Source organism: Sphingobacterium spiritivorum (genome assembly GCF_016725325.1).
Lineage (GTDB): Bacteria > Bacteroidota > Bacteroidia > Sphingobacteriales > Sphingobacteriaceae > Sphingobacterium.
Window position 1 is genome coordinate 1,192,161 of record NZ_CP068083.1, and the last position, 15,671, is coordinate 1,207,831.

The following is a 15,671-nucleotide window of genomic DNA, read 5'->3' on the forward strand; positions in this document are numbered from 1 at the left end:
ACCCCTTATTAAATTGATAAAATTAAAGAGAGAACGAGAAATGTCAAAAACATTAGTAGAAAAGATTTGGGACGCACATGTCGTCAAGCGTGAAGAAGGATTTCCGGATATTCTATACATAGATACCCATTTGATCCACGAGGTTACCTCTCCTCAGGCTTTTGACGGCTTGCGCAAAAGAGGTATTCCTGTCTTTAGGCCACAACAAACGGTAGCTACTGCCGACCACAATGTCCCAACACTCAATCAGCATCTGCCTATACAAGAAGAATTATCCCGCTATCAGGTGGATATGCTATCCAAAAATTGTGCAGAATTTGGAATTCAGCTTTACGGACTGGGACATCCTTTTCAGGGAATCGTCCATGTGATCGGACCGGAACTGGGTATTACCCTTCCGGGCAAGACAATGGTTTGTGGAGATAGTCACACCTCTACGCACGGAGCTTTCGGAGCAATTGCATTTGGTATCGGAACTTCTCAGGTGGAGCAGGTATTTGCAACACAATGTCTGTTACAGCAAAAACCAAAAACGATGAAAATCGAGGTGAACGGAACCTTGCAAAACGGTGTTGGTGCAAAAGATATCATCCTCTACATCATTTCTAAAATCTCTGCTGCAGGTGGAACAGGTTACTTTATCGAGTATGCTGGTTCTGCAATCCGTGAATTAAGCATGGAAGCACGGATGACCATCTGTAACATGAGTATAGAAATGGGAGCACGTGGCGGACTTATAGCCCCGGACCAGACTACTTTTGATTATATAAAAGGTCGTGAATTTGCGCCTAAAGGTGAAGAATGGGACAAATCATTAGCCTACTGGCAGACCTTATACAGCGATGAAGATGCCCAATTCGACAGCGTATTGACCTTCAAAGCAGAAGATATTGCCCCTATGATTACCTACGGTACAAATCCGGGCATGGGTATGGGTATCCGTGAAAGCATTCCTCCTACTACAGCACAGCCGGAAACAGAACAACCTTCATACAAAAAAGCGCTGGAATATATGGGATTTGCAGATGATGCTCCGGTATTAGGCAAACCTGTAGATTATGTATTTATCGGAAGCTGTACCAATTCCCGTATAGAAGACCTGCGTGAAGTAGCGTCATTTGTAAAAGGAAAACAAAAAGCGCAAGGTGTGGAAGTATGGATTGTACCGGGCTCAAAACAAGTAGAAAAACAAGCCATCGAAGAAGGTTTGGATAAAATTTTTGAAGCTGCAGGTTTCCAGTTACGTGAACCGGGATGCAGTGCCTGTCTGGGAATGAATGAAGATAAAATTCCTGCCGGAAAATACTGTGTATCTACCTCCAACCGTAATTTCGAAGGTCGTCAGGGACCGAATGCCCGCACTATGCTCGTATCCCCTCTTACAGCAGCAGCAGCAGCAGTAACAGGAAAAATAAGTGATGTCCGGGAATTAATTTAAGGCTGGAAAATAAAAAACAGATGAAAAAATTTGAAAAACTAAATTCAACGGTAGTTCCTCTGCCTATTGAAAATATCGATACAGACCAGATCATCCCTGCCCGCTTTTTGAAAGCAACGACCAGAGAAGGTTTTGGAAATAACTTATTCCGCGACTGGAGATTCGACAGCGATAATCAGCCAAAAGCAGATTTTGTGATGAATAATCCGACTTATAAAGGAAAAATTCTGGTTGCAGGTAAGAACTTCGGTTGCGGTTCCAGCCGTGAACACGCAGCATGGGCTATACAAGATTATGGATTTGATGTTGTCATCAGTTCATTCTTTGCCGACATTTTCAAAGGAAATGCGCTGAACAATGGGGTACTGCCGATTCAGGTATCCGATGAGTTTCTGGAAACGATTTTTGAAACAGTAACCAAAAATCCGGATACAGAAGTCATTGTAGATCTTGAAAATCAGACCGTCACATTAGTAGAAAACGGAGCACAGACTTCTTTTGAAATTAATCCTTACAAAAAGTCCTGCCTGATCAACGGTTACGATGATATTGACTTTATCCTTAACCAAAAAGAATTGATCGAAAAATACGAATTATCAAAATAATGATGTCAAATCCTGTCGTCCATATTGCCAATTTAACTGTCCAATACCCTAATCAATCGGTATTGCAGCGTTTGAATTGGCAAATTGAACAGGGCGAAAATTGGTTAATAGGAGGAAAAAGCGGATCCGGTAAGACAACCTTAGCATTAGCTATTGCTGATCAGGTACAATTCAGCGGAAATGTCAACATTCATTTTGACAGCGCCAGCCTCCTTCCTGCAAAAACACTATACGTCTCTAACTGGTACCAGTTTACCAATCTAGAAGGAGACCGTAATTTTTACTATCAGCAACGATACAACAAACATCAGGGCAACGATACACTGACCGTATATGCCGAATTTATGCATTACGGAAAACAGGAAAATCTGAATCCTGAAGATCTGGAAGTTTACCTCCGTAAATTTGGTTTTCAAAACCAGAAAAACACACAATTAATCGAATTATCGAGCGGAGAACACAAAAAACTCCAATTGATAAAAGCTCTGTGGCTGCAACCGCAGATATTGATTATAGATCAGCCTTATACTGGTCTGGACAAACAGTCCCGCCATGAACTGAATAATGTATTCAATCAGCTGGCTTCTAAGGGAGTCACGCTGATCCTGATCTCCAACGATGAAGAACATCCGGACTGTATCAATCGTTTCGCCGAAATACAAGAAGGAAAGTTAGAAAGTCGAAGCAGCGCTTCAGAAATCTCCAGAGAGGCTGAACGTATCAGCAAACCTCTACCAGGATTTTTGCAACAACCTCCTAAAGTCACATCAGACATCATGGTAAGCATGCGCAATGTGACCATCCGGTACGACGAAAAAGAAGTTCTCAAAAATATAGATTGGGAAGTCCGCACAGGAGAAAAATGGCTGTTGCAGGGACATAACGGTTCCGGAAAATCAACACTGCTCAGTCTGATCAATGGTGACCACCCGCAGGCCTATGCCAATGATATCACCCTCTTTGGTAAAAAAAGAGGCTCAGGTGAAAGCATCTGGGAAATTAAAGAACACTTAGGGATTATTTCTCCTGAGGTGCATTGGTACTTTGACGCAACCGCAAAAGTATGGCAAAGCATAGCATCCGGATTTTTTGATAGTGTAGGATTATTTCGGGATCTGAGCTTCGAAAAACAAAGAAAAGTAGATGAGATTTTAGCTTTTTTTGATTTAAAAGAATACAAAAATCAGCTGCTGTCTACGCTCCCGTTAGGCAAACAACGGTTAGTATTGCTGGCACGAACCATCATCAAGAATCCCGAACTGCTGATTCTGGATGAACCTTGTCAGGGTCTGGATTATGAACAGACCAAACAATTCAATGCAATTGTAGATGAACTCTGTTCGCATGGCAATACACTGATCTATGTCGGGCATTTTGAGACACAACTGCCTTCCTGTATTGACAACAGAATAATTTTAGAAAACGGAAAAGTAAAAGCTGTAGAAACAGCATTAGAAAACGCATAACATGAAAAAAAATATATTGATTATCCCTGGAGACGGGATTGGTCAGGAAGTCACGACCTGGGGTAAGAAAGCATTAGAGAAAGTTGCACAAAAGTATGGACACGATTTCGTCTTCGATGAAGCCATTATGGGTCATACAGCAATTGAAGCAACTGGCGATCCACTGCCGGCAGAAACTCTGGAAAAAGCAAAATCCAGTGATGCTATTCTTTTCGGAGCTATCGGTCATGCTAAATACGATAATGACCCTTCAGCAAAAGTGCGTCCTGAACAAGGGCTGTTAAAGATCAGAAAAGAATTGGGTCTGTATGCCAATTTACGACCTATCCTTCTGTTCGACGAACTGTTAGATGCTTCCAGTCTGAAACCTGAAGTGTTACGCGGAACAGACATTCTGTTTTTCAGAGAATTGACGGGAGATGTGTATTTCGGAGAGAAAAAAAGAAACGAAGACAACACATTTGCATCAGATCTGATGAATTACCATCGCTACGAAGTAGAACGTATAGCACGTAAAGCGTACGAAGCAGCGCGTACCCGTAGCAAAAAGTTGTGCTCCGTAGACAAAGCCAACGTATTGGAAACCTCCCGTCTGTGGAGAGAAGTCGTACAGGAGCTGGCAAAAGAATATTCGGACGTAGAGACTGAACATATGTTTATCGATAATGCAGCGATGCAGCTTGTCAAAAATCCGAAAAAATTTGATGTTGTACTTACAGCTAATCTTTTCGGAGATATTCTGACAGACGAAGCTTCTCAGATCGCAGGATCAATGGGCATGCTGGCATCTGCATCTGTAGGAGACGGCACTGGCTTCTTCGAACCTATACATGGCTCGGCACATGACATCGCCGGACAAAACAAAGCGAATCCCCTGGCTTCTATTCTCTCTGCAGCGCTCATGCTAGACATCAGTTTTGGTCTTCAGACAGAAGCGAAAGAGCTGACACAGGCTGTAGCTGACACCCTCAAAGCGGGATGGAGAACAGGAGATATTGCAAATGCTTCCACGCCTGCAGACAAACTATTGGGCACGAAAGAAATGGGTGCAAAGGTATTAGAGTTTATTAAATAGAATTAATCAAGGTCAAACATAAAAACTTAAAAGTATGTTACACGATCCAAATCATTTATACATTTTCGATACGACTCTTCGCGATGGCGAACAGGTACCGGGATGTCAGTTAACGACACCTGAAAAGATTGAAATTGCCAAAGATTTGGAAAAACTAGGCGTCGATGTTATCGAAGCCGGTTTTCCAGTATCCAGTCCCGGTGATTTTCAATCCGTAGTCGAGTTGTCAAAAGCAGTAAACGATGTCATTATATGTGCACTGACCCGTGCCAATAAAAACGATATCGATGTGGCTGCTGAGGCGCTGAAATTTGCAAAAAGACCACGTATTCATACAGGTATCGGCTCATCAGATCTGCATATCCAATATAAATTCAACAGCACACGTGAAGAAATTCTGGAACGCGCGGTATCTGCAGTCAAACATGCCAAATCCTATGTGGAAGATGTAGAATTCTATGCGGAAGATGCAGGACGTGCAGACCTGGAATACTTAGCAAAAATGGTAGAAGCCGTGATTGCTGCAGGTGCTACTGTCGTCAATATACCGGATACAAACGGATATTGTCTGCCTGATCAGTATGGCGCGAAGATCAAATTCTTAAAAGAAAATGTAAAGAATATTGATCAGGCCATTATTTCTGCACATTGTCACAACGATTTAGGCCTCGCTACCGCCAATTCTATCGCTGCTGTACAAAACGGTGCCCGTCAGGTAGAATGTACCATCAACGGTATAGGTGAACGTGCCGGAAACACTTCTCTGGAAGAGGTAGCCATGATACTGAAAGTGCACAACCAGGTGTTTGGAGGGCTGACTTCCAACATTAATAGCCAGATGTTTACCTACATCAGCAGAAAGGTAAGTGAAATGATGAACATGCCTGTACAGCCGAATAAAGCTATCGTAGGACGTAATGCATTTGCACACAGTTCAGGTATTCACCAGGACGGTTTCCTTAAACACAGAGAAACATATGAGATTATCCGTCCGGAAGATGTAGGACTTTTAGAGGCCGACATTATCCTGACAGCTCGCTCAGGTCGTCACGCCTTGAAACACCACCTGGAACGCCTTGGCTATCAACTGGAAAAAGAAGAATTAGCACTTACTTACCAACGTTTTTTAGTGCTGGCTGATGCAAAAAAAGACATTTGTGATGAAGATTTAGTCACACTGGTCACTTCCAAGCAAGGTTAAAAACAGATGAAACTATAATCGTCATTGTGTAACATATACGACAACCTCCTTAAAGAACTTACTTTAAACAGTTGCCGGAGTACATGCACAATGACGGTAATCTTTACAATCCGTCAACCTTGACTTTTTATTTTTTACTTTTCACCTATACAATGAGTTTCGATCTATCAACCCTAAACATAAACTCAGAACAGACGTTAGAACAGATAAAAGATGTGGTTAACAGAACCCCATTACAATACAATCAACATCTTTCTGAAAAATACCAAGCCGAAGTCTATTTAAAACGTGAAGATCTGCAGATCGTCCGTTCCTACAAATTACGTGGTGCTTACAATAAGATCGTCAGCCTTTCGGAAGACGAAAGAAACCGTGGTGTCGTATGTGCAAGCGCCGGCAATCATGCGCAGGGCGTTGCCTTCTCCTGTCGGAAACTCAATATTAAAGGCGTAATATTCATGCCCGGACCTACTCCGAAGCAGAAAATATCACAAACTGAAATGTGGGGAAATGGCAATGTAGAGATTGTATTAACTGGAGATACCTTTGATGATTGTCAAAAATCAGCATTGACCTATGCAGAAGAGCATGGCATGACCTTTATTCCGCCTTTTGATGATCTCAAAGTAATAGAGGGGCAAGGTACCGTAGCCGTAGAAGTACTTCAGGAGCTTCCTGATCTGGATGTTGTTTTTATTCCTATAGGTGGCGGAGGACTTGCAGCAGGTGTGAGTCACTACCTCAAAGGAAAGAACAATGCGATCAAATGCTTTGGGGTTGAGCCCGAAGGAGCTCCTTCTATGCAAGCCGCATTAAGCGCCGGAGAGCCGGTGGAACTAGGTCAGATCAACAAATTCGTTGATGGAGCCGCAGTCAAAAAAATTGGGGCGACAACATTCGAAATAGCCCGTCAGCTACTTGATGATACGCGTTCTATACCGGAAGGAAAAATCTGCACCTGTATACTTGAACTTTACAACAAAGACGCCATTGTAGTAGAGCCTGCAGGAGCCCTTTCCGTAGCAGCATTAGAATTTCATAAAGAAGAAATAAAAGGCAAAAAAGTAGTTTGCATTATCTCAGGAGGGAATAATGATATTGACAGGATGAGTGAAATTAAAGAACTTTCTCTGCTTTATGAAGGATATAAACACTACTTTATTGTCAGATTCCCGCAACGTCCGGGAGCACTGAAACTCTTTGTTTCCGAGGTTTTAGGTCCGAAAGATGACATTACACGTTTCGAATTTATTAAGAAAACAGAACGTGAAAGAGGGCCTGCTCTTGTAGGTATAGAACTCAACAAACCTGAAGATTATCAATCGCTTATTGACAGGATGAAAGAATATAAGTTTGATGTTATAGAAGTCAATAAAGACCAGACATTGTTCGAATATCTCGTTTGATCCACAATAGACATTTTGTTAATAAATAATGGGGCTGTCCAAAATTGGATAGCCCCATTTTATGCGATTCTCAAAAAGTTTGACTTGACTTTTTATACACGCTCTTTTTATTATTTCATAAACCAATTCCCTCTCATTTTTAAGGAGAACCTGTTCCGACATGTCGGAAGGGTTAGGGTTAGGTTTTGCAGTTTTATAATTAACCTCTCTGCCCTTCAGGCATCTCTCCTTTAAAAGGAGAGAAAAGTTATAACAAGGCCAATACAATAGAATTGAGGCTGTCCAGTTGGATAGCTCCATTTCATACAATTCTCTTTTTATTATTGGATAAACCAATTCCCTCTCCTTTTTAAGGAGAGGGTTAGGGTGAGGTTTTTGCAGTTTTATAATTAACCTCTCTGCCCTTCAGGCATCTCTCCTTCTAAAGGAGAAAAAAGTTATAACAAAGTAACACAGCCATATGTTTCTTTCGTGTACAAAAATTTAATGATCTGATCTTAAAAATATTTTCTTAACTTCAACCTATCAAACTGTATATTAGAACACTATGAAAACACAAGCAATCTTATTATTCTTCGTATTACTGGGTGCTACAGCATTCGGGCAGACAGACAAGAGCAAACGTCCAAGTCCTCCGGACAGTGTCAGAATCACGACAGACGACGGCGTTACAATAGCTGTAAATTACAGTCGGCCTTCACTGAAAGGTCGTCAGATCGGTGTCGATGTGGCACCAATAGGCAAAGTATGGCGCACAGGAGCGAATGAAGCCACCACTTTTGAAGTCAATAAAGATGTATCCATAGAAGGTCAGGAACTCCCTGCCGGAAAATACAGCCTTTACAGCATTCCCGGAGAACAGCAGATCACATTGATCTTTAACAAAACCTGGAATCAGTGGGGTACTAAATATGAGCAGAGTGAAGATGCGCTCCGTGTAGATGTTACGCCTACCGCGGCAGATGCGGCACAGGAACAGTTTAAGATCAGCGCAGATAAATCCGGAAAAGTACAGTTAATCTGGGGCGAGCACGCCGTTCCGTTTACAGTAAAAGCCGTCAAATAATCTGACTCACATGAATAAAAGCAGCAGGCAAAAAAATCTTGATATCTTTTTGCCTGCTGTTCATTTTCTTCTCTTCTGTACTTTTTCTCAACCTCTTCGGGAAACTTTTCAGATCGCCTGAAAAAATCATCAAAAAAGTACTTTTCTAAATAAAAGTATTGCAAATCTCATCTTAAATTTAGTATTCAAAAAAAACAGCAAAAAACCGAATTTTAACTGCGTTTTTTTGTCTATATTTTGTCATCAATTTTTACAAGTTTTACCTGTAGAAATTACTCCACAAAATTAATTTTAAAGTTATCCACATTCTATATATATACTGAAAAACAAACGGTTACTACAAAAAACAAACACAGGAACGCAGTTTATACAGTTTGTTTTGATCTAGTGTGGAAAAGTATCATTACCCCTCCTATTTAAAATAGTTGATATTTGTTCAGGTCAAGAGGAAATACCCTCCTGACTATACGTTTTCATCATCTTCAGACACTAACTTATCACCTGAAGTGAAGGTCTGGCTTTTAACTTTAATATCATGGCAAGAATCATCAAATTTGAAAAAAATGACTGTGCACCATGTGCACAAGTATCGGCATACCTCGATCAGAAAGGTATTCAGTACGAGACTATCAATCCTTTTGATCAGCCAGAGTTAGCTGTCAAGTTTAAAGTTCGTACTGTTCCTACCGTCATCGTATTGGAAGACGAAGAGATTAAAAGCCGTATCATTGGATTTAAGCCGGAAGAATTAGCGTCTATTGCACAATAAATAGCAGGTATAATCTAAACCACATACTGCTATGGTACACATCTACTACGACTCTAAAACCGGCAACGTACAACGTTTTATGGACAAGCTGACCCAGATCACCGGTTGGCAGGGACATAAGATCTCAGAAGATCTGGAAGTAAAAGAACCCGGACATCTGGTCACGTTTACCACCAATTTCGGACAAGTCCCGGAGCAGACGCTGTTATTTATGAAAAGAGCATCTGCAATGATCAACTCCGTTACATCTAGCGGAAACCGCAATTGGGGTAGAAATTTCGGTCTTGCAGCAGACAAAATAGCTGCAGACTTTGACATCCCACTGGCATTCAAATTTGAATTGTCAGGAACGATGGAAGATATTAATCAATTTATTGACATCATAAAGAATCATAACTATGATAGCGAACGAGGTAGCAAAAAGCTGGATATTGCTTAATAATGAAATCATGATCAAACATGATGACGAGTATAGCTTAGATAAAGACAAAGAAGCTGTACGCGCCTATTTCTTGGAATATGTAAACAAGAATACGGTATTCTTCTATACATTGAAAGAGAAGATTGATTATCTGATTGAACAGAATTACTACATCAATTTTTACGAATGGTTCACATTCGAACAAATGGAAGAGGTGTTTAATTTTGTATACGCTAAGAAATTCCGCTTTCAATCCTTCATGAGTGCATTCAAATTCTTTCAGAGTTATGCACTGCGTGATGATTCAGGTGAAAAATTCCTGGAGCGTTACGAAGACCGCGTAGTGGCGGTAGCGCTATTCTTAGCACGTGAAGAAGGTGTCGCTAAAGCGATCGAATATGCCGAGATATTTATCAATCAGGAATATCAACCTGCTACCCCGACTTTCCTGAATGCCGGTAAAAAACGTTCCGGAGAGCTGGTATCCTGTTTCCTTGATGAAATCGGTGACAACCTTAACGGTATCGGTTATGCTGTAGATTCTGCAATGAAATTATCATCAATCGGTGGTGGTGTCTCTTTCAATATTTCCAAAATCCGTGCTCGTGGTGAAGCGATCAAAGGTGTGGAAGGAAGAGCAGGAGGTGTACTTCCGATCATGAAGATCATGGAAGACACGTTCTCATACGCTAACCAGTTAGGACAACGTCCTGGTGCCGGAGCCGTATACCTGAATATCTTCCACTCGGATATTGAAGAGTTTCTGGATTGTAAAAAGATCAACGTTGACGAAAAAGTACGTATCAAATCGCTGTCTATCGGTATCATCGTTCCTGATAAATTCATGGAACTGGCTGAAAAAGACGAAGCAGCTTACCTGATCTATCCGCATACCGTAATGCAGGAGTATGGTCAGTATCTGGACGAATTAGATATGGATCTGATGTACGAGGAACTGATTACCAATCCAAACATCAAGAAGAAAAAAATCAATGCACGTCACTTACTGGTGAAAATTGCACAAACGCAAAAAGAATCCGGATATCCTTATATCTTCTTCAAGGAAAATGCAAATCGTGAGCATGCCCTGAACGGATTGGGTAAAGTGAAATTCTCTAACCTGTGTACAGAGATCATGCAGGTATCAGAAGTTTCAGATATCAACATCTATGGTAAAGAAGATACCATCCGTTATGGCATTTCCTGTAACCTGGGCTCGTTGAACGTAGCAACAGTAATGGACAACAAACGCATCAAAGAAACTGTTAAAACAGCAATGCGCGCCCTGACAGTTGTATCTGATGTAACAGATATCGAAATGGTTCCGTCCATTGCCAAAGCAAACCGCGAATTACATTCGGTAGGTCTGGGAGCAATGAATCTGCACGGATTCCTGGCAAAAAGCTTTATCATGTACGAATCTGATGAAGCATTAGATTTTGCGAATACGTTCTTTATGATGATGAACTACTATTCTTTGGAAGCCTCTATGGAAATTGCCAAAGAACGTCAGAGAACATTTGTAGGATGTGAAAAATCAGCATATGCAGACGGTACTTATTTCGACAAATACCTGAACAGAGACTATATGCCTAAATCGGACAAAGTCAAAGAACTATTCGAAGGTATGCATATCCCTACTATTGAAGATTGGGCACAACTGAAAGAACAGGTAAAAGAACATGGTGTATACCACGCTTACCGTCTGGCAATCGCACCTAACCAGTCTACATCATATATCATGAATGCGACTGCATCAGTAATGCCGATTGTAGATATTATTGAAGTACGTGAATACGGAGACAGTACAACCTACTATCCGATGCCATACCTGACAAACGACAACTACTTCTACTTCAAATCGGCATACGATATGGACCAGATGAAAGTATTGCGTCTGATCTCGGTTATCCAGCGTCATATTGATCAGGGAGTATCTACTATCCTTCACACGAACTCGAAAGATTCGACACGTGATCTGGCAAAATATTATATCTATGCACATAAATTAGGATTGAAATCCCTTTATTATACACGTACACGTAAATCTACTATTGATGAGTGTGTATCATGTTCAGCATAAAAGTTTAAAAAGTACTTAACTCATACAGAAGCTGAATATCAACGACAACAGTCGTTAGTATTCGGCTTCTTTTAACGAATACCACCATGAACAGAAAAATTAGAGCGGTAAACTGGAATACCCCGGACAATGATTATGCATTAATGTTCTGGGAGCAGAATATAAAACAGTTCTGGATCGATACCGAATACATTCCTTCAAAAGATATTGACAGCTGGAAAGGTCTGAGCTGGGATATGAAAGAATGTTACAAAAAAGCATTAGGCGGACTGACATTATTAGATACATTACAAAGTCACACCGGAATGCCGAAAATCATTGATCATATCGATTCTTTGCAGAATAAAGCTGTATTGTCTTATATGTGTATGATGGAAGCAATCCATGCCAAATCATATTCTACTATTTTCACGACCGTATCTACGACAAATGAAATCAATGATGTGTTCGGATGGGTAGAGCAGAATAAGCATCTTCAGTTTAAAGCGCAGACTATCGACAAATATTACCGTTCTATTGATAAAGAAGATCCTACTGACGAAGAATTGTTCATGGCTCTGGGAGCTTCCGTACTATTAGAATCATTCCTGTTCTACTCCGGTTTCTTCCTGCCACTTTGGTTATGTGGACAAGGTCAGATGGTAGCTTCAGCAGATATCATCAAGAAGATCATTGCAGACGAATCTATCCACGGTGTATTCGTAGGATTAATTGCACAGGATATTTTCAGACGTATTCCGAATAAAGAAGAAGTTAAAGCCCGTTTCCTTACCCTATTAAACGAGCTCTATGAAAATGAATTAAAATACACAGAAGAAATCTATACAGTTGTAGGATTAACAGCAGAAGTAAAAGAATATGTACGTTACAATGGTAACAAAGCGTTGATGAACTTAGGTTTCGATCCGATTTTTGAAGTAAAACAAGTCAACCCAATCGTTCTGAATGGTTTGAATACAGAAACAACACAACATGACTTCTTCTCTAAAAAATCAACGAATTACGAGAAAGCAACTGAAATCGTACACTTGATGAATGAAGACTTCCAGATGGATGCAACAGTAAATGTATAACCATTTACATAAATTTATAACAGAAAAAGCCACTAGATGTAGTGGCTTTTTCTGTTATAATAAAGTCTTCCTTATCCCGATACTGATTTAAAGATCAGGTCAGCGGCCAGTTTCGCCGTCCTGTTATCCACATCAAATACAGGATTAAGTTCAGCAATATCATAGGATCTTAACTTGCCACTGTTCAGAATAGTATTAAACAGCTTAAAAAAATGCTGATCCGGTAAAATCCCACAAAAAGCAGTAGCACTTACTCCCGGAGCATACGCTGCAGCAAACACATCCAGATCGATCGTCATATAAATACAATCTACTTTTGCTATAAACTGTTCCAACTGAAGAAGTATATGTTCCTGTTGAAAAGAATTCCCCATCTCATCAGCAGTGATATAAGTGGCACCAAACTCATTTGCTGTCTCAAACAAAACCTTTGTATTGCTGATTTTCTGAATGCCAAGTGCCAGATAATGTAATTGTTTACCCTGCTTGTGCAAATCCTCAGCTATCTGAAAGAAACCTGTGCCCGAAGTTGCAATCCCGTCTACAGGTTCACGTAAATCAAAATGTGCATCAAAATTAATAATACCGATTTCCTTCAATTTTCCGACAGATTGAGATACACCCTGAAAATGTGCGTAGGTGACTTCATGTCCACCTCCAAGTACAATCGCAAAACAACCAAGCTCCAAAACCTGTCGAATCACTAAACTGAGCTGTTGCTGCGCCCGCTCCAGATTACCTGCTGTACACAAGATATCCCCTCCATCATATACAGTTACTTCTGCATCATGATGTACAGGAAGATTACGCAGTACCTCGCGGATAGATTTTGGTCCCTGTGCAGCACCCACCCGGCCTGAATTACGTCTTACACCCTCATCACTACAGAATCCAAGCAAGACATAGCTTCCTGGTGACAGCTTCACTTCACCCGAAAGATCAATACATTGAACAACCTGATGCCAACGCAGATAAGCATCATCAGAGCCATCAGTCCTTCCCTGCCACAAAAGGGCATTCCCGGGCTGGTAATCTTCGTTCTGTAAATATCCCATACTACCTGACCTTTAGAATAAATGATCAATAACAGCATCATCCACCAGGGAAGCGCGTGTAATCTGCAACTGCTTGGAACGTTGCAATTCACGTTCTATCGCAGATAAGGCTTCCGGATTGCGAGCCCAGGCACGTCTGGCGATACCGTTATTTACATCAAAAAATAACATCTGTACTAATTTTTCATCAGCCTCAGAAGTTCCGTCAAGAACCATTCCGAATCCGCCATTGATCACTTCTCCCCAACCGACACCTCCGCCATTGTGAATAGAAACCCAGCTTGCGCCACGGAAACTATCACCAATCACATTATGTATCGCCATATCTGCAGTAAATTTACTGCCATCATAGATATTGCTCGTCTCTCTGTAAGGAGAATCCGTACCGCTCACATCGTGATGGTCCCGTCCAAGAACTACCGGAGCAGACAACCGCCCGATTCTCACTGCCTCATTAAATTTCTGCGCAATTTTTATCCTTCCTTCCGCATCCGCATACAATATACGAGCCTGAGAACCTACCACAAGTTTATTCGCCTGTGCAGCCTTAATCCATTGTATATTATCTTCCAGCTGCTGTACGATATCCTGAGGAGCATCGGCCTGCAACTCCTGCATAACCTCAAGTGCCAGTTGATCCGTCAATTGAAGATCAGCTTCAAGCCCTGAGGTACACACCCATCTGAATGGCCCGAAACCATAATCAAAACACATAGGCCCCAAAATATCCTGTACATATGAAGAGTACCTGAAATCTGTACCATTTGCTGCAAATACATCTGCACCTGCCCGACCGGATTCCAGAAGAAACGCATTTCCATAGTCGAAGAAATATGTTCCTCTTCCGGTATGCTTATTGATCGCTTCCACATGTCTTACCAGTGTTTCTTTTACCTTCTGCCTAAACAGCTCCGGTTCCTCTGCAAGCATACGGTTTGCATCTTCAAAACTAATTTCCACCGGATAATAACCACCCGACCAGGGATTATGCAGAGAAGTCTGATCACTGCCAACTGTCACAAAGATTTCTTCTTCATAAAATCGTTCCCACAGATCCACCACATTACCAATATAGGCTAATGAAACGACCTCCTGCTGCGCTATTGCCGATTTTAATCGCACAACCAGTGTATCGATATCCTCATATAATTCATCCACCCAACCCTGTTTATGTCGCTTGTGAGCAGCATCCGGATTTACCTCTGCACACACCGTAATACAGCGGGCAATATTTCCGGCCTTTGGCTGTGCGCCGCTCATTCCTCCCAGACCAGATGTCAGAAAAACTTTTCCTTTCGTGTCTTCGCCTGCTTTCAGCTTTTTACGCAATGCATTCATTACCGTGATCGTCGTGCCGTGCACAATACCCTGCGGACCGATATACATATAAGATCCTGCAGTCATCTGTCCGTATTGCGTGACTCCTAAGGCATTATAACGTTCCCAATCATCCGGTTTAGAATAATTAGGTATCATCATACCATTTGTCACGATGACACGTGGAGCAAAAGTAGAGGAAGGAAACAAACCCATCGGATGTCCGCTATACATATGCAGAGTCTGATTATCTTCCATATTAGCCAGATATTGCATTGTAAGTCTGTATTGTGCCCAGTTCTGAAACACAGCCCCGTTACCCCCGTATGTAATCAGTTCCTCCGGATGCTGCGCCACGGCAGGATCCAGATTATTCTGAATCATCAGCATAATAGCAGCCGCATGACGGCTTTTAGCAGGATATTCCGTTACAGGTCTTGCATAGAGATCATAAGAAGGCATAAAACGATACATATAAATACGCCCGTAGTGTTCAAGTTCTTCTAAAAATTCTTTACCCAATACAGCATGCCATTCTTTTGGAAAATAGCGCAATGCATTCCGCAAAGCAAGTTTCTTCTCTTCTTTATTCAGTATATCCTTACGCTTTGGCGCATGGCTCACTTTACTATTTCTGCTTCTTTCTACCGGCAATTCCGCTGGAATACCTTGTAAGATCTCTTCCTGAAATGTCAT

Annotated in this window: 13 protein-coding genes; 11 read left to right on the forward strand and 2 right to left on the reverse strand. The window is 41.3% G+C overall.

The features are described from left to right. Positions 1-40 precede the first annotated feature (40 nt). From leuC to nrdF, 11 genes are all read left to right on the forward strand, one after another. Complete coding sequence (leuC, locus tag I6J02_RS04885) at positions 41-1,438, forward strand: 3-isopropylmalate dehydratase large subunit (RefSeq protein WP_201680696.1); 1,398 nt, start codon at positions 41-43, stop codon at positions 1,436-1,438. Positions 1,439-1,458: 20 nt separating this feature from the next. Beyond that, on the forward strand, positions 1,459-2,043 hold the full coding sequence (gene leuD, locus I6J02_RS04890; RefSeq protein ID WP_003011456.1) for a 3-isopropylmalate dehydratase small subunit: 585 nt from the start codon (positions 1,459-1,461) through the stop codon (positions 2,041-2,043). Then, a complete protein-coding gene (locus I6J02_RS04895) occupies positions 2,043-3,509 on the forward strand; it encodes an ATP-binding cassette domain-containing protein (RefSeq protein WP_201680697.1) in 1,467 nt (488 codons plus the stop codon). The genes leuD and I6J02_RS04895 overlap by 1 nt, the downstream gene beginning before the upstream one ends. A gap of 1 nt (position 3,510) precedes the next feature. Then, complete coding sequence (leuB, locus tag I6J02_RS04900; protein WP_201680698.1) at positions 3,511-4,584, forward strand: 3-isopropylmalate dehydrogenase; 1,074 nt, start codon at positions 3,511-3,513, stop codon at positions 4,582-4,584. 34 nt (positions 4,585-4,618) lie between these two features. Then, positions 4,619-5,785: a 2-isopropylmalate synthase gene (locus tag I6J02_RS04905; protein ID WP_115168656.1), complete on the forward strand. Its 1,167-nt coding sequence runs from the start codon at positions 4,619-4,621 to the stop codon at positions 5,783-5,785. An 83-nt stretch (positions 5,786-5,868) separates the two neighbouring features. Beyond that, positions 5,869-7,191 carry a threonine ammonia-lyase IlvA gene (gene ilvA / locus I6J02_RS04910; RefSeq protein WP_236582297.1) on the forward strand — a complete coding sequence of 441 codons (1,323 nt, stop codon included), beginning with the start codon at positions 5,869-5,871 and terminating at the stop codon, positions 7,189-7,191. Between the two features lie 547 nt (positions 7,192-7,738). Beyond that, entirely contained in the window at positions 7,739-8,257 is a 519-nt protein-coding gene (locus I6J02_RS04915) for a DUF2911 domain-containing protein (RefSeq protein ID WP_201680699.1), read from the forward strand. A 535-nt stretch (positions 8,258-8,792) separates the two neighbouring features. Further along, positions 8,793-9,026 (forward strand): glutaredoxin family protein, encoded by a 234-nt coding sequence (locus tag I6J02_RS04920; protein WP_003000813.1) that lies wholly within the window; start codon positions 8,793-8,795, stop codon positions 9,024-9,026. A gap of 31 nt (positions 9,027-9,057) precedes the next feature. Beyond that, positions 9,058-9,465 carry a class Ib ribonucleoside-diphosphate reductase assembly flavoprotein NrdI gene (gene nrdI / locus I6J02_RS04925; protein ID WP_201680700.1) on the forward strand — a complete coding sequence of 136 codons (408 nt, stop codon included), beginning with the start codon at positions 9,058-9,060 and terminating at the stop codon, positions 9,463-9,465. Beyond that, entirely contained in the window at positions 9,425-11,530 is a 2,106-nt protein-coding gene (nrdE, locus tag I6J02_RS04930; protein ID WP_201680701.1) for a class 1b ribonucleoside-diphosphate reductase subunit alpha, read from the forward strand. Before nrdI ends, nrdE begins: the two co-directional genes overlap by 41 nt. 86 nt (positions 11,531-11,616) lie before the next feature. Then, entirely contained in the window at positions 11,617-12,603 is a 987-nt protein-coding gene (nrdF, locus tag I6J02_RS04935; RefSeq protein WP_003000821.1) for a class 1b ribonucleoside-diphosphate reductase subunit beta, read from the forward strand. Between the two features lie 71 nt (positions 12,604-12,674). On the opposite strand, the gene hutG is transcribed toward nrdF, so the two are convergent. After that, complete coding sequence (gene hutG / locus I6J02_RS04940) at positions 12,675-13,658, reverse strand: formimidoylglutamase (RefSeq protein WP_201680702.1); 984 nt, start codon at positions 13,656-13,658, stop codon at positions 12,675-12,677. 12 nt (positions 13,659-13,670) lie between these two features. After that, complete coding sequence (locus I6J02_RS04945) at positions 13,671-15,671, reverse strand: urocanate hydratase (protein WP_201680703.1); 2,001 nt, start codon at positions 15,669-15,671, stop codon at positions 13,671-13,673.